Here is an 18,319-nt window from a genome sequence, read left to right on the forward strand (position 1 = left end):
TTGGGCCTAAATATTCGTTCCTTATTGGATCTTACTTAGACCCACTTTTGACACTAGTCTAAACCCACCATCTGAAGGAGTAAAACACGATGACCGAATACCGAAAGACAGAACGCACCCGTGTCAAACGCCTGCCCAAGCGGGCGGAGTACGATGTCGACACGGTCAACGCCATCATCGACGAGGCGCTGATCTGTCATATCGCCACCCAGCTCGACCGCCAGTCGCTGTTACAACCGACCATCCACTGGCGAGACGGCAACCAGCTGTATGTGCACGGCTCCAGCAAGAACGGACTGTTCAAGGCCCTGCTGGAGGGGAATGAAGCCTGTATCGCGATCACTCATCTCGACGGCATCGTGTTCGCCCGCTCCGCTTTCCACCACTCGGTCAACTACCGCAGCGTGGTGATCTACAGCCAGGCACGGCTCGTGGAAGATAGCGACGAGAAGCGCCATGCACTGGACCAACTGCTAGAGAAGTTTCACCGTGGGCGCTCAGCCCAGGCCCGGCCGGCAAATGAGATTGAACTGAAGGCCACCAGCGTGCTGGCGTTTGAGCTTGACGAGCTGTCAGCGAAGATCCGCACCGGCGGTCCGGTGGACGATGCAGAAGATATGAAGCTACCGGTCTGGGCGGGGGTACAGCCGGTGACTACCCAGCTGGGTGAGATTGAGCTGGAGCGCTAATCGGCTGCTAATCCGCACTCAAGACGCGTCAGTAATCTGAGCCACCTGAGGTCCCCGTTTTTTCAACACTCACCTCGGTGGCTGCGGCAGCCCTGCTAAGCTTGCCTTGCTTCCATTTTATCGGGTCACTGGGTGGCCGGCCGGCCACGACCGTGGTTCCCGCGCTGGCCTCGGTCAACTCCACACGGCCGAAGTCGTTCTCCACGTAGACGCCCTTGCCGCTGAACATCGCCACATCCAGATCACCCGTGAAGATGAAGCCACCCCAAAAATCGGTCCCGCGAATGCCGATCAAAGCGGTTGAAGTTTTGACCTCGAACTTCGGGTTTTCCTGCTGGCCGATCAGCCCGGATATAGCGCGAAATGCACCTTTCAGCAGTTTGAAACTCACATCGGAGGTGTCGTCATCAAAGCTGTATTCCGTCAGTTCAAACACGCTGTTCTCAGCCAACGAGACCGTTGTTTTATCCCTTAGCTTAAGCAGCACACGACTTCCCTTCGGGGTGATCAACCTATCCCGCTCGAACAGATCATCGTTAGGCTCCAGCTCCAGCCGCCGCTCTTCTCTTTCCACCACGGGGTGACCCTGGGTCATTACCACCATACCGATCACTTCGGCCCAGGCCGACGAAGGGACTGCCCCGCCGAGAAAAAGTATCAGTACCAGAGTTTTGAGCAGTCTACGCATAGCGTTGTCCTACCTCAGTAGTCGGGAACAGACAGACCTATTTAGCGCCGTGAGTCGGTCCACAACAGCCCGAAAACGCCATTTGCCGATTACGTCTGATGCGACATCGTGCCAGGTCGCTCCCGTTTCAGCCCGGCAACCAGGACCGCACTGAGCAAAGCCCCTGTCAGTATTGAGGCTAGATAGAGGAACGGGTGCTCAACCAACGGTATAACGAAGATACCGCCGTGTGGTGCCGGCAGCTGGCAACCGAAGAACATCGACAGCCCGCCGGCCAGTGCCGATCCGGCAATGCAGGCCGGCAGCACCCGTAGCGGGTCGGCGGCCGCGAAGGGGATCGCGCCCTCGGTAATGAACGAGGCACCGAGTACAAAACAGCTCTTGCCCGCTCGCCGCTCACTGGCATTAAAGCGGCTGTGAAACATTACCGTTGCCAGCGCCATGGCCAAAGGCGGCACCATACCGCCCGCCATCACCGCCGCCTGGGGCAGGTTATTGCCCGAAGCAAGAGCGGCGATACCAAAAGTGTAAGCAGCCTTGTTGACCGGCCCGCCCAGATCCACCGCCATCAAACCACCGAGCAAGCAGCCCAACAGGACCAGATTGCCGATACCGAGGGATCCCAGCCAGCCCACCAGGGCAGTGTTGATGTTGGACAGCGGCATCAGCAGCAGGTACATCAGCCCGCCGGTCAATAACAGGCCGACCACAGGGTAGATCAGCACCGTTTCCACTCCTTGCAGGCTGCGCGGCAGGTTGCGACAGGCGTAGACGATACCCAGCATGATATAACCGCCGAGCAGACCGGCAATCATCCCGCCAATAAAGCCGCCGTCATACTGCACCGACATGAAACCACCCACCATCGCAGGCATGAAGCCGGGGCGGTCGGCGATGCTCATGCCGATGAACCCGGCCAGCACCGGCACCATCAGGCCAAAGGCGCCGGCGGATCCGCCCAGCGTCATCAAGGCCTCGGCGACAGGGTGATAATCGGCGCTATCCGGCTCGAAGGCATCGATACCGAACATGAAGGAGATGGCGATCAGGATGCCGCCACCAACGACAAAGGGCAGCATATTGGAGACACCGTTCATCAGGTGCTGATAGATACCCGGCTGTACGCTAGCCGCCGAGGCTTCTGCAGTCGTTGCGCTGCCGCCTCGAAAGACCGGAACCTCCTCGGTCAGGGCCCGATTAAGCAGTGTCAGTGGATCACGAATCGCCTCGCGTACCGGTACCCGGATCAGCCGCTTACCGATAAAGCGGTCCATCTCCACCTGGGTATCGGAGGCCAGAATGATCACCTCGGCATCGGCGATCTCCTGATCAGTGAGCCTATCCCGCGCACCTATGGCACCGCGGGTTTCCACCCGGATCGGCAGATCCAGCTTCTCGGCACACACCTTCAGTGCATCGGCGGCCATGTAGGTATGGGCGATACCGGTCGGACAACCGGTTACCGCCAGCACCCTTGGCGTCCGGACACCCGCATCGGCGATTGCGGCCTCTGATGCTTCCTCGTCCACCTCATCGGCCAGAAGATGGATCAGCTCATTGGCGCTGCCCGCCCGCAGCAGCCCCTTGATGTAGTCCGACTCCTGCATATGCCGGGTCAGCGCCGCAAGGATCTCCAGATGCTCTTCAGCGACCGACTCGGTCTCAGCGATCAGAAAGAAGATCTGGCTGGGCTTATCATCGAGCGAACCATACTCGACACCACCCGGGGCGATACCCAACGCTATCGCGGGGGCTCCCACCGCGTCTGAACGCGCATGGGGGATCGCGATACCGTTTTCGAGACCGGTAGGAAACTCGGCTTCACGCTTAAGGATCGCCGCCTTGAACTCGGCCGGGTTAATCAGCTTGCCCGCTTTCGCCAGTACATCGATCAGCTCATCAAGAATTTCACCTTTAGTGTGCCCATGCAGACGCAGGCAGACCGTATCGGGGCTTAGCAGGCTTGTGAGTTCCATGGGCGTAGTTCTTCTTGTGAGGCTGCTCTATCTGAATATAAAGGATAGTCGCTTTTCGCCCACGCAAAGTGATTCAGCGGTGTGCCCTGAGCGCCACGCCGTAGGCCTGGTTGGCCCATTCTCGCATCATTTCGACCGATTCAAGCAGCTCTTCCGGCGCCTGGTAATAGGAGAGCGAACAGGGTTTGCCCTGGCGCAGGTAGGTGAAGGGCGCCAAGCCCTGGTCGACGAATCCCTGCCGGGTCTGGTCGTCCGCTTTCAGATAGAGTTCGCGGTCGATGATCAGTGCGAACATCAGGCCGTCGAGAAACAGGCCATGGCCACCGAACATGCGCTTGGCGCTGACCGGGCCGATGCACTGCATCAGCTCCACCACCCAGTCGACAAACTCGTCCCGTTTTGCAGATCCCATTTCGGCTCCTTGCGCTCAACTGCCGATCACCGACAGCGCCTTGTACTCGTCCAGCGCGAACTGGTCGGTCATGCCGCTGATCATATCCTGCAGCAGTCGACAGCGGCAGTAACGCTCCCAGACCTCGAGGCTCAGCTTTTCCCCATCGACCAGCCAAGGCACTGACCCAAGCAGCGACAGGTAGGCCTTCACATGCTTTGGCGGCAGGCGATGAAACAGGCGGCTTTCGATCAGCAACCCCCGCTTATCCCCCTGGTACAGACGCTCGAACTGCTCCATGGTCAGCATCAACAGCGGCTTATAGTGCTCCAGTAACCCCGAGATGATCCTGTAGCCCTGCAGCTCCAGCGTTTCCACCTCGGCCACCGAGAACACATGACGGATCGCCACCCGTTTGAGGGTTTCGACCACAGCGTGGCATGGCGAGTCATCCTCGAGCAGCGCCCGATTCAGATTACCCTCGAATACGGCATCGATGTTGTCGACGAAGCGGCTGGCCGCATGCTCAACCAGCGGGTGGATCAGGCCCACACGAAGCGACACGAAAAACTCGTGCTCCTTGTTGATACTCTCCCGCTGCCAGCGGCCTAGCGCACTATCGATCAGATCAGCAAAGCTCTTGCCGCGGAAGCCAGGCGCATCGGCGTCGCCAAAGGGTGCGCGCAACTCCCGGTATTGCGCCTTGAGCAGCGCCGCCAGATGGTTACAGGTCAGTATCTCCTTGTCGACGCCATCCTCCAGGTCTGCCATGCAGTAGGCGATATCGTCCGCCGCCTCCATCAGGTAGGTAAGTGGAAAGCGATGGCCCGGCACCATATCCAGCGCCTCCTGCATCCCGGCCACAAACTTGCGTTCGGAGAAGTAGTAACCCGGCTTCTTTTTCAGGTAAGCCAGCGGACTACCCTTGGCCGGCTTGGCCTCGGTGGCACAACGGGTGTATTTGAAGATGCAGGCGGTCTGCAGATAGGTCAGGTTCAACTTCTGCAGTTGGCTGATCAGCCGGATCGCCTGGGCATTGCCCTCGAAACTGCTCAACTCCCGCAGCAGCTCGCCGCGCAGGGCTGTCTGCTGCGGATTCAGGTGGCCATTGGAAAACGGCGACAGCTCCGGCAGCACCCGTTCGAACCAGTGCGAAATCGCCTCTTCGCCGAAGTGGCCGAAGGGCGGATTGCCGATGTCGTGCATCAGACAGGCCATCTCGACCAGGGTTTCGGTGGCCCGCTCCAATCCATCCAAGCCATAAGCAGTGGCCCGGTCACCAAGCTGCTCGAAAATGGTCCGCACGATAAAGCGCCCGGTTTGTTGCACCTCAAGCGAATGGGTCAGGCGGCTTCGCACAGCGGCATTGTGCTCCAGCGGGAACACCTGGGTCTTTTGCTGTAAACGGCGCACGGCGGCCGAGTTGATAATGCGTCCGCGATCACTCTCGAGCTGTTTCTCCAACACCCGCACACCACAGCGGCCAACGAGATAGCTGTCGGGGGCTTGCTCACGTGAGTGATAAGGGCGCTGAATTGAAAATCGGCTGGAGAGATCGGGCATATCCGTTACCTGGTCGATGGCTGAACGCTCCTGCGACTATACCAGAGAGCAGGCAACGGGCTAGGCCAGTGTTTTTTCCATCAGCCAGTTGATCAGCGTCACACCGTTGCGCTCGACCTCATTTTCCGCCAGTACGACGAACCCCTGGCGTTCAAAGAAGGGCCTGGCCACGTGAGAAGCGTGCACAGACAACCGAGTCAGGCCCTCTGCACGCGCACGCTGCTCCAGCCAGGTATACAGCGCGCCAGCCACGCCTCGACGCTGATAGTCGCTGTGGGTATAGATCCAATCGATGTAGCCATCGGGCTCCATGGCTGCAAAACCTACCGCCTCGCCATCGATCTCAGCCACCTGCACGGAGTGCGCGTCGAAACGTTCACGCCAGTGCAGATAGTCAATCGGCAGCTGAGCCCAGGCGTTTATCTCCTGTAGGGAGTAATAGCGAGCGTCGATCGCATGCACACTGTTATAGAAGATATCGGTCAAACGCCAAGCGTCGATCGGCTTGTAGGATCTGAGGTGAATCGCCATCAGATCACCTCCCCCGTCGTCGACAAACCGGTTAGATCTCCGACTCGATAAGTTTGCACTCCAGCACTCCCTGCTGCCCCACGTCCTCGGTAACCTCATGAAGCGTGGAGCGCGCCGTCCACAGCCCCATCTTCACCTCTTGCCAGATATTGTAGTTCCGTCCTCTTTGAGCGTCGATGATAATGCGAGCAGTGTTTTCGGTCTGCGAGTTAACCCCAGGCTGGACGGACTCTACCGTCCGGCAAAAATAGGTCCTGGACCCGGCATTACCAGCCACACGACCGTGCAGAGCCACCAGCACCGCCAGTGCACCACCGAATGCATTCTTACGAGGATAATATCCGCCTGTCACTGTTTGAGCCTGAACCACACCGGAGCTCTAGATATATGAATCTGAAACAGATTACGTGTTCCACTAGCACAAAACCGGCTCGGGTTTGGGTCGTGAACTATAGTCTAGGTATCTCATTCGGAGCTGGTGGTCCCGTTTGCCGCTATCCAAACCCGGCCACCTGGAATACTCAGGGAGCGGACTGAAAACAAGCCAACCGCGGGTCAAAACGTTCCATGCTTGGCCCGCGTGGACGCGGGTAAGCGCCAGATGAAAGATATCCTGTTGGGCGTCACCTTCTTTACGGGTATCGTCCTGATATTCGTCTTCGCGATACTGGTGGCGAGACGCTATTTGATACCGTCCGGCGGTGTACGGATTCGGGTCAACGACAAAAAAACGCTGAATATACCAGTCGGGGACAAGCTGCTTGGCGCTCTGGACAAAGAGGGTATTCGCCTGTCATCAGCCTGTGGCGGCAAGGGTATCTGCAGCCAATGCAAGGTGCAGGTGGTATCGGGACGAAGCTCAGTGCTACCGGCCGAGCAGGACCGGCTCAGCCTGAGGGAGATACGTGATGGCACCCGGCTAGCCTGCCAGATGACCGTGCACGACGACCTCGAACTACAGGTGCCGGACGATGTGTTCGGGGTCAAACACTGGCACTGCCAACTTAAATCCAGCCGTTGCGTCGGCACGCTGATGAAGGAGATCACCCTGGCACTGCCAGAGGGCGAATCCCTCGACTTTCGCGCCGGCTCCTACATCCAGGCCACCTGCCCCCCCTATCAGGTCAAATACAGCGACTTCGATATAGATGAACGCTACCACGAGGAGTGGGAACGCCTTGGCCTTTGGCAACTCGAGTCTAGTGCCGACGAACCTCACAGTAGAGCCTATTCGATGGCCAACTATGTCGACGAAAAAGGCGTTGTGGTACTGGTCGTCCGCTTGGCCACGCCGCCCCCCAAGGCAGCCGACGGTGTGCCCCCGGGTATCGTCTCCTCCTACATGTACAGTCTGAAGCCGGGTGATGAGGTGGAGATCGCAGGTCCCTTTGGCGAGTTTTTCGCCGAGGATTCCGACCACGAGATGATCTTCATCGGCGGCGGCGCCGGCATGGCACCGATGCGCTCGCATATCTTCGATCAGCTCAAACGACTCGATTCAAAGCGCAAGATCAGCTTCTGGTATGGCGCCAGGAACTGCCGCGAGATGTTCTACGTCGAGGATTTCGACCAGCTGCAGCAGGAGCACGACAACTTCAGCTGGTACGTGGCACTGTCGGACCCACGTCCAGAGGAGGAGTGGCAGGGCGATACCGGTTTCATCCACGAAGTCCTGTATGACCGCTATCTCGGCGAACATCCGAATCCGGAAGATTGCGAGTACTACCTCTGCGGCCCGCCACCGATGCTGAAGGCGGTGCTCAAAATGCTCGATAGCCTGGGTGTCGATGCCGAGAACATCCGCTACGACGACTTTGGTGGTTAAAGCGGGGGCTAACTGGACTGCGAGCCGGCATCCCGTTTCATGACAGGTAACAGGCGACCGCCAGGTTGAGGATGATCAGCAGCGTCCAGAACCCGTGCGTGACCCAGGCCAGGCCATTGCGCGAGTACAGATGACGATTGGACTCCCAGCCCGCCCCTTCAGGTAGCTGCAGCAGCATTTCCACACGTTCGATGTACAGCGAAATGCCCCTGATCCGCTGATCCTGAACGATCCACTTCGCCATGAAAAACAGCGCCAGCAGCAACGGCAGCCATACCGCCAGATCCAGGCGGTAGATTCCGCTCTCCTGGCCTGTGTTGTGCGTTAACAGCCATGCCCAGAGACCACCGATGCTGAGTAGACCATAGCGCATATCATTCTCCACGCGCAGCACACGGGCCTGGATATCCTCGCGCCGCGACTCCATCTCCTTGCTCAGAAATTCGATATGCCGTTCATCCATCGTCCTTTTCCACTCCATTGAAGACCGCCGATCCTTATTTCACCATCCACGATTATAAGGTGCCACATGCACTATAGTGAGAATCACCACCGGAACCCATCTTTGTCGGCCCCCGCATGAGCAAGCAAACCGCCCGGCTCCGCTTCTACGCCGAGCTGAACGACTTCCTGCCCAAGGCACAGCAGATGCGCGACCAGTACTGTCAGTTCGTCGCACCGGCACCGGTTCGACATCTGATCGAGCTATGCGGTGTACCCCATACTGAAGTGGAGTTGATCCTGATCGATGGCCGCTCAGTAGACCTGGAGCAAAGGGTCAAGGGTGGCGAGCGGATCAGCGTCTATCCCTGCTTCGAACGCCTGGATATCGCCCCACTGCTCCGGGTGCGCCCCACCCCATTACGCAACATCCGCTTTATCGCCGACGCTCATCTCGGGCGTCTGGTGCGCGATCTGCGTATGCTCGGCTTCGACACCCTGTACAACCCGGAGTGGGATGACGCCGAACTGGCCAGGATCAGTGCCGAGCAGCACCGCATCCTGCTGACCCGTGACCGGGCGCTGCTGATGCGACGCGAGATCACCCACGGCTGCTACCTGCGCCATCGGCCCCACCCGGTCATGCTGGAAGGGCTGATCCAGCGGCTGGACCTGTGCACATCGATCGATCCCTTCTGTCGCTGCATACGCTGCAATGGTCACGTATCCGCAGCAAGCGAGGAGGAGGTAACAAACAACCTGCCGCCGGACCGTAGCGGCATCCAACCGCCCTTCTATCGCTGCGACGACTGCCGCCAGGTGTACTGGGAAGGCAGTCACTACCAAGCCATGCTGGGCAAGATCGCCCGGCTCTGCCCGCAACGCGCGTCCCGCTACAACCCCGATACAGATTTCAACCGACACTGAGGTATAATCGCGCCCCTGTTCAAACCGCAGCAGGAGCGTTCATGTCCGTCAGCCAAGCGATCATCCACCGCCTGACCCGCGAAAGCGGCGACAAATCCTACAGCCTCAGCGACAAACCGCTGGAGGTCAGCGACAACGCCGCGAGCCTGCTCAGCGAGATCAAGCCGCTGTTCGCCCGCCGCGCCAGCAAGCGCTACGGCTGTTTTACCGACGAGGGTGCCGGAGTGTTCAAGGGGCTGGTGGTGAACTGGCTCGGCGATACGCTGAACCTGGTTTCCTTCAGCCAGAAAGCGATCGAGTACCTGGCGATTGCACTGGAGGAGCAGGACGTGGAGAGCGACGGCTACTGGCTGTTTGCCGTCGACGAGCAGGAGGCCGGGCGCATCCTCTGGCTGGCTCAGCTGCGCCAGTTCGACGGCCTGGCGATCAATGGTGATAACCGTCCCCAGCCTAGCGAGTACCTGGACTTCTCCAAGATGGGGTTCTGCGCCAGCCTGAACCTGGACCAGGTCAACCAGCCCGGCGAGAAGAAGTACCTGACCGTCAGCTTCGGCTTCGGCGACCGGCCGATGCAGGGGCTGATGCTCGATTTCGTCTGTTTCACCGATACCGTGAACACCACCGAAGATACCGAGCGTTTCATGGCGATAGTGGACGACTACAGCCGCGACATGCCGGAGGAGAATGCCAAACGCTACCGCAAGGAAGTGGCCGAGTACTGCATGGAACAGGGCAAAAATGGCGAAACGGTGAACTACCGCGAACTGTCCGGCGAGATTGAGAGTCAGGCCCCCACCGGACTGGACCGCTATATCGAGGAACGGGCGCCGGAGATCAAGGAGTCCTTCATCCCCGACCGCAACAGCCTCAAGCGCTACATCCGCTACAGCGGGCGCAGCCGCGATGTCTCAATCAGTTTCTCCAACGAGTCGCTGGGCAAGAACATCACCTTCAACCCGAACAACAATACCCTGACCCTGTCAGAGCTGCCTGCCGCACTGGTCAAGCAGCTCAAGGGGGAATAAAAGGTAAAGCGCGGCCATCAGGCGACAGCGTCCGCTGCCTGCACGCTGCGCGATTTTGGAAAGCCGACCAGAATCGCGGCCAGGGCCACCAGGCCCAACAGCCAGCAATAGTGGATGCTGCCGATCAGCTGCAGCGGCGACAGCTTGGCGATGGAGGCCGCCAGCAGCACCTGGGCACCGTAGGGGATCAGCCCCTGTACCACGCAGCTGAAGATATCGATCAGGCTGGCACTGCGACGCGGGTCCACATCGTGACGCTCGGCGATATCCTTGGCCAGGGAACCTGCGAGCAGGATCGCCACCGTGTTGTTGGCTGTACAGAGGTTGGTCAATGACACCGCCGCCGCGATGCTCAGCTCGCCACTGCGACGCCCCGGCTCACGCTTACCCATCCTGCTGATACGGTCGATCAGATTGGAAACCCAGGCGAGTCCGCCCTGAGTCTTCATCAGCAGCCCCAAGCCACCGATCAGCAACGACAGGATCAGGATCTCCTGCATACCGGTGTAACCGGCATAGATATCCTTGGACCACTGGGCCACGCTGTACTCCGGCACCAGCGCCAAGCCGACGCCTCCGGCAAGCAGTATGCCGACAAACAGCACCAGCATCACATTGACGCCCAGCACGGCCAACACCAGCACTGCCACATAGGGCAGTACGCGAATCAGCTCGTAATCACCGGGGGCTTCAACCCGGGCGGCACTGCTCTGCAGCCAGAGCCAGACCAGCGTCAGCAGAGCCGCCGGTAGCGCGATCCTGAAGTTCAGACGGAACTTGTCACGCATGGCGCAGCCCTGGGTGCGGGTGGCGGCGATGGTGGTATCGGAGATGATCGACAGGTTGTCGCCAAACATGGCACCGCCGATCACCGTAGCCACGGTCAACGGCAACGACAGCGCGGTGGCATCGGCAACGCCCACGGCGATTGGCGCAATCGCGGCGATGGTGCCCATCGACGTGCCCATGGAGGTGGCGACAAACGCGGTAATGACAAACAGACCCGGCAAAACCAGCTCGGGCGGGATTACGCTGAGGCCGAAGTTAACGGTGGCATCGACACCACCTACTGCCTTGGCCACGCTGGCAAATGCACCGGCCAGCAGATAGATCAGCACCATGGTGATGATGGTGTTGTCGCCGACACCGCTGATAAAGGTGTTGATCCGCTCGTTAAGCGGGCCGCGCGCCAGCAGGATCGCCAGCACAATAGCGGGCAGAATCGCCACCGGAGCCGAGATCTGGTAGAAAGCGAAATCGACACCCTGGGCTTGATACCAGAGACCGCTACCGACAAAAAACAACAGAAATAGCGCAAGCGGAGCCAGCGCCAGTGGAGAGGGTTTCGTCATCTTGAACTGTACCTTGGATAGAGACCAAGCCGGATAAAGCCAGGTTTTTAGCATGGGCATCCGGGGTCTTCCGGATTAATCAGACCAGGCATTATACAGAAAGCAGTTAATTTAACTAAGAATACAGAACAGAAAACGTCCAACACTCAATTCGCATGGCTGAACCGCCCGCGCCGGGCGCTGGCCAGAAGCTCAAAAAATCCGGCAGTACGCACCCTGAGCAAAGTACGGTGATCGCCCGCTTCGAAGCAGACCCAGGCCAGGCTCTCCAGCTCGTAATCGACCAGGGTTTGGATCCCATAAGCGGGGCCGATCGCCGGTATGGCGCCACGTTCGCAATCGGGGAAGTAACCACCACTCTCCTCCTCGTCTGCTAACACCAGGTCTCGATCCAGTTCCTTGGATACGGCATGCTGGTCAACCCAGGCATCCGCCGGTATCACAACCAGAACCACACCCTCGACATCCTGCATCAGCACCGCCTTGGCCAGGTGGCCCTCATCGACCGGCGTCGCTTCTGCGGTTTCGTGGCTGGACTCGGTGAGTGGATGGGTCAGCACTTCATAGTCGACGCCCCGACCCTGGATATAACTCTTCAGCGTGGCAGCCATGGTCATGACGGTTCCCCTCTGGCAGTGATCTCTATTACCAGTCTATGCCATCCCGCCACATCCTCAACTCAACGAGTCCGGCTCAGTTGCCCCCTCACTTCAGCGGCAGCAGGAGATCGGTCACCAGCTCATGTTCCGGCGTATCCGTCACCAGATTGTGGTACAGAAAAAACAGCGGGAAGTCGCGCAGCTCCTCGCCACTCTCCGGCAGCCACTGCCGATACAGGTAGTAGGCGCACTCGCCCAACCCCATATGCGGGCCGACATGACGCAAGCGGGCACAGCGCCCCGCCGGGATCACCTTGTTAATCACGCCCTGTGGGTTCTCCGGCACCGGCTCTACCACCTCGCCGCAGAGATCGAAGCGAAACTGCTCCGGCTCCGTCGTGTTCGGGTCGTCATAGGCGATACCGAAATTGTCGCTGCTCGCCACCGGCGACAGGCCCGTACTCTTGCGCCAGTCGATAAACACCTTGACCGAGTCGTTGACCAACGCCGGACTGCCGCGATGTTCCAATACTGCCACCCGGGTCTCCTCAAACTCGATAATATCCACGTCCATTTCCTGTCTCCGCTCTCTTTTCTGGAATTGATAGCGCTCCGTCCAAATGTGCCATGCCGGGCTGCGCCGAAATTGAGAGGGGGTTTGGCCAAACGCCTTCTTGAACGCCCGGGAAAAGGATTCCGGGTTCTCAAACCCGGCGTCCAGTGCGATCTCGATCACCGGCTGCTGCTCGACGAACACCAGACGATAAGAAGCGCGCTTAAGCCGCAGCAGCTGTACATAGCGCGACACATTGACGCCGGTGTAGGCGGCAAACTGACGGTGAAAATGAAACTTGGAGAAGCTCGCCACCTGGCTTAGCTGCTCCACGCTCAATGGTTCATCCAGGTGTCGGTCGATATAGTCGAATACCCTTTGAAACCTGTCGTCGTACTGTGTCGCTACTATGTCGTTCACGGCTATCCCTCTCATGCGGAGCCAGTGTGCCCGTCCCTCGAGCCGGCTTCTTGACCGATCTTGCGCAATTGACCGGCAACTCAGGTAGAGAAGGAGTCACCGATAGATACCCGCCGAGACTCGATTAGCGAGATTGTCTATAATCACTGCCGCTCTATACATACACTTGGACACTGCACTGGAATAGCCCCATGACCGAACGCCTGACCCTGACCCGCCCCGACGACTGGCACCTTCACCTGCGTGACGGTGCAGTGCTCGAACACATCGTACCGGCCACAGCACGTCAGATGGGTCGGGCCATTGTCATGCCCAACCTGAAGCCCCCCGTGGTCAACGCCGAACAGGCCCTGGCCTATCGCGAGCGCATTCTGGCACAGGTTCCCGAAGGTATTGTCTTCGAACCGCTGATGACCCTGTACCTGACCGACAACACCACCCCGGCGATGATTGCCGAGGCCGCGGCCACCGGTAAAATCGCGGCGGTGAAGCTCTACCCGGCCGGCGCTACCACCAACTCCGACTCGGGTGTCACCGATCTGGGTAAACTTGATGCAGTCTGCGATGCCCTGGCCGAGCATGGCATGCCGCTGCTGGTGCATGGCGAAGTCACCCACAGCGATGTCGATATCTTCGACCGTGAGAAGCGTTTTCTGGATGAGATTCTGACACCGCTGGCGGGACGCCACAGCAATATGAAGCTGGTGGTCGAGCATATCACCACCGGCGACGCGGCCGCATTCGTTAACGCCCATGGCGACAATGTGGCGGCCACCATCACCGTGCAGCACCTGGCCTATAACCGCAACCACATGTTGGTCGGCGGTATTCGCCCGCACCTGTTCTGTCTGCCGATCCTCAAGCGCAACGTTCACCAGCAGGCGCTGAAGGACGCGGTGGTCAGCGGCAGCAGCAAGTTCTTCCTCGGCACCGACTCTGCTCCGCACGCCAAGGGCGCCAAGGAGAGCGCCTGCGGTTGTGCCGGCTGCTACAGCGCCTACGCAGCGATCGAGCTCTACGCCGAGATCTTCGAAGACCTGGGCATTCTCGACAAGCTGGAAGGTTTCGCCAGCCATTACGGCGCCGACTTCTACGGTCGTCCGCGCAACACGGACAGCATCACGCTGGTCAAGACCCCTTGGGAAGTGCCGGCCGAGATGCCGTTCGGTGACGACATCATCGTACCGCTACGCGCAGGCGAAACCCTGCGTTGGAAACTGGAAGGCTAATCAACAGTGCTATTCACCGCCCTGTTTGGTGGGCGGTGAATGGCTGTTCTCGTCGGTCGCTCCCAGACGGTTAAGCGCGGCCAGTATATCGCCCAGCCGGCTATCCTGTACGCCGGCCATATTCTCCTCCTCCGCGACCTCCCGCTCGCGGGCATCGAACTCCCAACGCCGCAGGATCTTGATCTTCTCCTCCCGGCTGAGCGACGCCTCTTCCAGGACATCCCCCGGTTCATCAAATACCTGTGCCGGATCCATCAATGCCTGGTCGATGTTCATCATTCCTCCTCGCCCTGATGACAGGGGCACATTTAGAGATGCGACGCCCAAAGCGCCAAGCGATGACGCATGGTTTGCTGGGAGACCTGCTCCTCCGGCATCGGCTGGATCACCTTGTCATGCACCAGCAGGCGATAGATGTATTCGATCTTGAGGTCGGCGGAGTCACCCGGCTCGAATACCACCGCGCCGCGTTCCTCGCCATACCTGACACCCTCGGCAATCGCTTTCTTGACCAGCTCCTTCTCGTTCTTCAGTTTTTTCATCTTCTACCTCGTCCGGCCGATGCTTTCAGTTAGGATAGTCGATATGTCACCGGACAGATGAGCATAGAAGATGTACTATGCTGTTAAGTCCATCAAGTGAATGAAATCAAACCGATAGCATGAAACTGAATGATCCCTTCGGGCGCATGGCCCGCCGCCGAGAACGTGAATACCACTCCCTATGCGAATCGCTGAAAAAAGCGGGACTGACCGACAGAGCCAAGGCCGAAGAGCTGAGGGAGAACCTGCGCAAGCGCACCAAGAAGTCGCTCTGGTTCATCATGCCGGCGATCGTCATCCTGGCACTGATTTTTCAAACCTATGCGATCTATGTCCTGGCGTTTGGTGCACTGGTCGTGCTCTGGCTGACCAACACCACCCAACGCGGCACCGAGTACCTGAATCGCTACATCGAAGAGGAGTGCGGCGGGGACACAACCGTGCCGGACGAGCAAATTCCGGCAGACAACGCGCAACAGAATGGGTCCGACGAAGAACCCCGCGAACGTTAATCCCGATACCCGGCGGCCACGCCGGGCACTCCTCTCTATCAACAACAGTCCCTCGTACACAGCATTGATCCATGTCAACAAATCTACATTTGTCGACCTATACCCGACATAGTCGCCACACTGACAGCAGGTCTGCAGATCCGAGTGTTTTCGCACCAAATCAGACTCAGCTGTTTAATTTATTGATTTCAATCAATAAACCCTTTTCTGATATCTCAAATTCAACGCCAAGCCTATTGACTTCCCAACTGGCACACGACTTGCCACTCCTGATCAACATGGCAGCCGACACCGTTACGACATTTCGTCCCCCTGTGTCATAGCTCGGTTCGGGGGTGTGGAGCATCCACTGCACACCCGGCCATGTCACCGGCCAACGGCCTGCCCAAGCGGTGCCGGGCCAACGGATAACAGGAATGCACGTGAACCGATACACGTTAACTAATTCACGTTAACTACAGTGAGGAATAACGGCCATGGCTAAATATTATCTGGACCTTGAAGCGAAGAACGATGTCGGCAATCAGATCCACGAATCTGAATGCTCGCATATGCCTGCGAAAGCGACCCTGCAGTACATCGGCTCCTACTCCAATCCCGGTGCCGCACGGTATGACGTGAAGATGTTTCACCCGCAGGTGACCTACTGCCCCGATTGCATCAAACAGTAAGTCACGGATCGTCTACGGGCACAGGCAACGCATTCAAGCAGCTCGATCACCTGCCGCGCTGTCTGTGCCCGGCCCTATTCCGGATTGCTGAGGCACACCCCGTGCGCCTCTCCGGTGTCAGGGCCTTGAACCCGTATTACTTGGCGCTGATCACGTAGCTGAGGATCTCGACCACCTGCTGGGGTGTCTGCGCCCAGGCCATTGCTGCAGCGTCGACCTCTTTCAGCGGATGGATGATGTCGGCACCGTGCAGGGTGATGTAGGGTTTGCCGAGTGCGGCGAGATGACCGGCGTCGAAGGCTGCGTTCCACTGCTTGTACTTGTCACCGAAACGCACCACGGCGATGTCGCAGCGTTCGATCAGGTTTTTGGTCCGTATCGCATTCACCTTGGACGACTTATGGTCGCGCCAGAAATTACTCGACTCTTCGCCGAGCAGATCGCCGGCGGCATCGCTGGCGTCATGATTGGTCACTGCGGAGGTAAACTCCACCGGCAGATCGGCAACACGGCAGCCCTCGATAATCTGCTCACGCCAGTCGGTGTGTATCTCACCCGACAGATATACATTCCATTTCATCTTCATCTCCCCATAGTTTTTCGATTTGACATGAAGCCGGCGCCAGCCTGTTAGAGAGCCCCCTCCTCCTTGAGCAGTTCATACATTGACTGGGCGAGCCGGCGATAACCCTCGGCGTTAAAATGCACCTGATCCGATTTGTAACCTGGGCTGCGTAGCAGCTCCGCCACCGTCGATTCAGCAAAGGGCAGTTCATACCGCTCGGCCAGCTCCGTGTAAAAGGGCGCAGCGTCGGAGAACAGATTCTTTCTCGGCACACCGACCAACACCACCTCTACCCCCCTGGCCCGGGCCAGTTCGATCATCTGTTGCAGGTTGTCACGGGTATGCTCCTGATCAAGGTTGCGTAGAATATCGTTGCCCCCCTCGAGCAGGATCATCAGTGCCGGTCGTTCCCGCTCCAGTATCATCGCCAGCCGTTGCAAACCTTGGGCGGTCACTTCGCCGGACACACCGGCGTTTACCACCCGCCGTCCGCTCAGTTGGGCAAGCACGCTGGGATAGCTATCCGCCTCATCCACGCCATAGCCGGCGGTAAGACTGTCGCCAAAGGCAAGAATCGTAGCCTGCGGCGATAACGGGCTTAGTTTGTCGTCGGCGCAACCCTGCAACAGCAGCAGGCAGGCTAACAGAAGTGTCGTGACTGGCAGAGCTTTCAAGGCGATCCTCGTTTTCATCATTCGCAATAGAGACTGAGTCGTTTTGGCTCATCGATAAAATGCACCGGGGGCTTTTCACCGCGATCCACCTCCAACCGGAATATATCGGGACGGCGAGCCCCCTCCGATGCGGAGTGTTGACCTTCAGGCGACCGGCAGCACCTCCGGGTTGGCAATATTGCTGGGTGCGCCTTGAGCGTAGTTCACCACGTTCTCAAACGCCTTACTGAAATAGAGTTCGTAACTGTTCTTCTCCACGTAGCCCAGATGCGGCGTGCAGAGCACATTGGGCATCCCCAGCAACGGTTCGGTATCGGGGTGCGCGGGCTCCACTTCGAACACATCCACTGCGGCAAAACCGGGGCGCCCCGCGCGCAATGCGCTCACCAGAGCACCGGGGGCAACCAACTCGGCACGGCTGATATTCACGAACAAGGCATCCGGCGGCATCCGTGCCAGATCCTCCCGCCGGACCAGATGACGAGTGGCATCATTAAGGCGCAAATGCAGGGAGAGCAGATCCGAGGTTTCAAAGAACGCCTCGCGTGAATGGGCGGCACTGTAACCGTCCTTTTCCGCTTGAAGGCGCGAGGGCTCACTGCCCCAGACCTGCACGCGCATGCCGAATGCCTGGGCATACCGGGCCACACGCTGGCCGATCTTGCCATAGCCCCAGATGCCGAAGGTCAGACCACTGAGCGTACGACCAAGTCCCAGAGACCCCGAGTCCTGCCACAGCCCCTGTTGCATGTTCCGGGCATAGGCCGGCAAGTGCCTCGACGCCGCCATGACCAGAGCCCAGCATAGCTCCGAAGGCGCCACCGGCGAGCCGATACCTTCGGCAACCGCAACACCGGCAGCGGTGCAGGCGTCCAGATCCAGGTGATTGCTGATCTTTCCGGTCTGGCTGATGAGTTTCAGGCTGGGCAGTTTCGACAGCAGTTCAGCGGTGATCTCCGTGCGTTCCCGTATCAGCACCAGTGCCTCTACATCTGCAACCCTGGCCGCCAACTCGGCCGGATCGGCAAAACTGCGATTCAGCACCTGGACCTCATGACCTTTCAGCAGTTCAAAAGCACTCAGATCACGCACCACATCCTGATAGTCATCAAGTATCGCGATTTTCATCTTCTCTCCTCCAATGAG

21 protein-coding genes are annotated in these 18,319 nt (G+C 58.8%); 7 read left to right on the plus strand and 14 right to left on the minus strand.

Annotated features, from left to right (window positions below; translation table 11 throughout):
• The first annotated feature begins 89 nt into the window (after positions 1 to 89).
• Complete coding sequence (locus IEX40_RS00360; RefSeq protein ID WP_188745129.1) at positions 90 to 689, plus strand: pyridoxamine 5'-phosphate oxidase family protein; 600 nt, start codon at positions 90 to 92, stop codon at positions 687 to 689.
• Between the two features lie 28 nt (positions 690 to 717).
• On the opposite strand, the gene IEX40_RS00365 is transcribed toward IEX40_RS00360, so the two are convergent.
• From IEX40_RS00365 to IEX40_RS00385, 5 genes are all read right to left on the minus strand, one after another.
• On the minus strand, positions 718 to 1,377 hold the full coding sequence (locus IEX40_RS00365) for a FecR family protein (RefSeq protein ID WP_188745130.1): 660 nt from the start codon (positions 1,375 to 1,377) through the stop codon (positions 718 to 720).
• 89 nt (positions 1,378 to 1,466) lie between these two features.
• Complete coding sequence (locus tag IEX40_RS00370; protein ID WP_188745131.1) at positions 1,467 to 3,353, minus strand: PTS fructose transporter subunit IIABC; 1,887 nt, start codon at positions 3,351 to 3,353, stop codon at positions 1,467 to 1,469.
• A gap of 73 nt (positions 3,354 to 3,426) precedes the next feature.
• Positions 3,427 to 3,765, minus strand: coding sequence for a TfoX/Sxy family protein (locus tag IEX40_RS00375; protein ID WP_188745132.1), 339 nt, complete (start codon positions 3,763 to 3,765; stop codon positions 3,427 to 3,429).
• Between the two features lie 15 nt (positions 3,766 to 3,780).
• On the minus strand, positions 3,781 to 5,307 hold the full coding sequence (gene dgt, locus IEX40_RS00380; protein WP_188745133.1) for a dGTPase: 1,527 nt from the start codon (positions 5,305 to 5,307) through the stop codon (positions 3,781 to 3,783).
• Positions 5,308 to 5,367: 60 nt separating this feature from the next.
• Entirely contained in the window at positions 5,368 to 5,838 is a 471-nt protein-coding gene (locus tag IEX40_RS00385) for a GNAT family N-acetyltransferase (RefSeq protein ID WP_188745134.1), read from the minus strand.
• Between the two features lie 601 nt (positions 5,839 to 6,439).
• Between IEX40_RS00385 and nqrF the strand changes: the two genes are divergently transcribed.
• Positions 6,440 to 7,663, plus strand: coding sequence for an NADH:ubiquinone reductase (Na(+)-transporting) subunit F (nqrF, locus tag IEX40_RS00390; RefSeq protein ID WP_188745135.1), 1,224 nt, complete (start codon positions 6,440 to 6,442; stop codon positions 7,661 to 7,663).
• A 37-nt stretch (positions 7,664 to 7,700) separates the two neighbouring features.
• Here the strand turns inward: nqrF and IEX40_RS00395 are convergent, their stop codons facing one another.
• On the minus strand, positions 7,701 to 8,126 hold the full coding sequence (locus IEX40_RS00395; RefSeq protein WP_188745136.1) for a hypothetical protein: 426 nt from the start codon (positions 8,124 to 8,126) through the stop codon (positions 7,701 to 7,703).
• Between the two features lie 116 nt (positions 8,127 to 8,242).
• Between IEX40_RS00395 and IEX40_RS00400 the strand changes: the two genes are divergently transcribed.
• The gene (locus IEX40_RS00400; protein ID WP_188745137.1) at positions 8,243 to 9,031 is read left to right on the plus strand and encodes a Mut7-C RNAse domain-containing protein; all 789 of its coding nucleotides are present in this window, start codon (positions 8,243 to 8,245) and stop codon (positions 9,029 to 9,031) included.
• 41 nt (positions 9,032 to 9,072) lie between these two features.
• Positions 9,073 to 10,056 (plus strand): nucleoid-associated protein, encoded by a 984-nt coding sequence (locus IEX40_RS00405; protein WP_188745138.1) that lies wholly within the window; start codon positions 9,073 to 9,075, stop codon positions 10,054 to 10,056.
• A 17-nt stretch (positions 10,057 to 10,073) separates the two neighbouring features.
• Here IEX40_RS00405 and IEX40_RS00410 read toward each other — a convergent pair whose 3' ends face one another.
• The 3 genes from IEX40_RS00410 to IEX40_RS00420 form a co-directional block, all read right to left on the minus strand.
• Positions 10,074 to 11,408 (minus strand): Na+/H+ antiporter NhaC family protein, encoded by a 1,335-nt coding sequence (locus IEX40_RS00410; protein WP_188745139.1) that lies wholly within the window; start codon positions 11,406 to 11,408, stop codon positions 10,074 to 10,076.
• Between the two features lie 146 nt (positions 11,409 to 11,554).
• Positions 11,555 to 12,025, minus strand: a complete 471-nt coding sequence (locus tag IEX40_RS00415; protein ID WP_229680424.1) for an aminoacyl-tRNA deacylase — start codon at positions 12,023 to 12,025, stop codon at positions 11,555 to 11,557.
• 88 nt (positions 12,026 to 12,113) lie between these two features.
• A complete protein-coding gene (locus IEX40_RS00420; RefSeq protein ID WP_229680425.1) occupies positions 12,114 to 12,980 on the minus strand; it encodes an AraC family transcriptional regulator in 867 nt (288 codons plus the stop codon).
• 191 nt (positions 12,981 to 13,171) lie between these two features.
• Here IEX40_RS00420 and pyrC point away from each other — a divergent pair, with 191 nt between their 5' ends.
• The gene (gene pyrC / locus IEX40_RS00425) at positions 13,172 to 14,209 is read left to right on the plus strand and encodes a dihydroorotase (protein WP_188745141.1); all 1,038 of its coding nucleotides are present in this window, start codon (positions 13,172 to 13,174) and stop codon (positions 14,207 to 14,209) included.
• Between the two features lie 9 nt (positions 14,210 to 14,218).
• On the opposite strand, the gene IEX40_RS00430 is transcribed toward pyrC, so the two are convergent.
• Positions 14,219 to 14,488, minus strand: a complete 270-nt coding sequence (locus IEX40_RS00430; RefSeq protein ID WP_229680427.1) for a hypothetical protein — start codon at positions 14,486 to 14,488, stop codon at positions 14,219 to 14,221.
• A 29-nt stretch (positions 14,489 to 14,517) separates the two neighbouring features.
• Positions 14,518 to 14,751, minus strand: a complete 234-nt coding sequence (locus tag IEX40_RS00435) for a DUF5062 family protein (protein WP_188745143.1) — start codon at positions 14,749 to 14,751, stop codon at positions 14,518 to 14,520.
• 119 nt (positions 14,752 to 14,870) lie between these two features.
• Here IEX40_RS00435 and IEX40_RS00440 point away from each other — a divergent pair, with 119 nt between their 5' ends.
• Both IEX40_RS00440 and IEX40_RS00445 read left to right on the plus strand, forming a co-directional pair.
• Positions 14,871 to 15,263 (plus strand): hypothetical protein, encoded by a 393-nt coding sequence (locus IEX40_RS00440; RefSeq protein ID WP_188745144.1) that lies wholly within the window; start codon positions 14,871 to 14,873, stop codon positions 15,261 to 15,263.
• Positions 15,264 to 15,739: 476 nt separating this feature from the next.
• A complete protein-coding gene (locus tag IEX40_RS00445) occupies positions 15,740 to 15,934 on the plus strand; it encodes a hypothetical protein (protein WP_188745145.1) in 195 nt (64 codons plus the stop codon).
• A gap of 136 nt (positions 15,935 to 16,070) precedes the next feature.
• On the opposite strand, the gene IEX40_RS00450 is transcribed toward IEX40_RS00445, so the two are convergent.
• The 3 genes from IEX40_RS00450 to IEX40_RS00460 all read right to left on the minus strand — a co-directional run bounded on the left by IEX40_RS00450 (position 16,071) and on the right by IEX40_RS00460 (position 18,301).
• The gene (locus tag IEX40_RS00450; protein ID WP_188745146.1) at positions 16,071 to 16,514 is read right to left on the minus strand and encodes a YtoQ family protein; all 444 of its coding nucleotides are present in this window, start codon (positions 16,512 to 16,514) and stop codon (positions 16,071 to 16,073) included.
• 50 nt (positions 16,515 to 16,564) lie between these two features.
• Positions 16,565 to 17,173: an arylesterase gene (locus IEX40_RS00455; RefSeq protein WP_229680429.1), complete on the minus strand. Its 609-nt coding sequence runs from the start codon at positions 17,171 to 17,173 to the stop codon at positions 16,565 to 16,567.
• Positions 17,174 to 17,317: 144 nt separating this feature from the next.
• A complete protein-coding gene (locus tag IEX40_RS00460) occupies positions 17,318 to 18,301 on the minus strand; it encodes a D-2-hydroxyacid dehydrogenase family protein (protein ID WP_188745147.1) in 984 nt (327 codons plus the stop codon).
• Between the last annotated feature and the right edge of the window lie 18 nt (positions 18,302 to 18,319).

It is taken from the genome of Marinobacterium zhoushanense, assembly GCF_014641945.1.
Lineage (GTDB): Bacteria > Pseudomonadota > Gammaproteobacteria > Pseudomonadales > Balneatricaceae > Marinobacterium_D > Marinobacterium_D zhoushanense.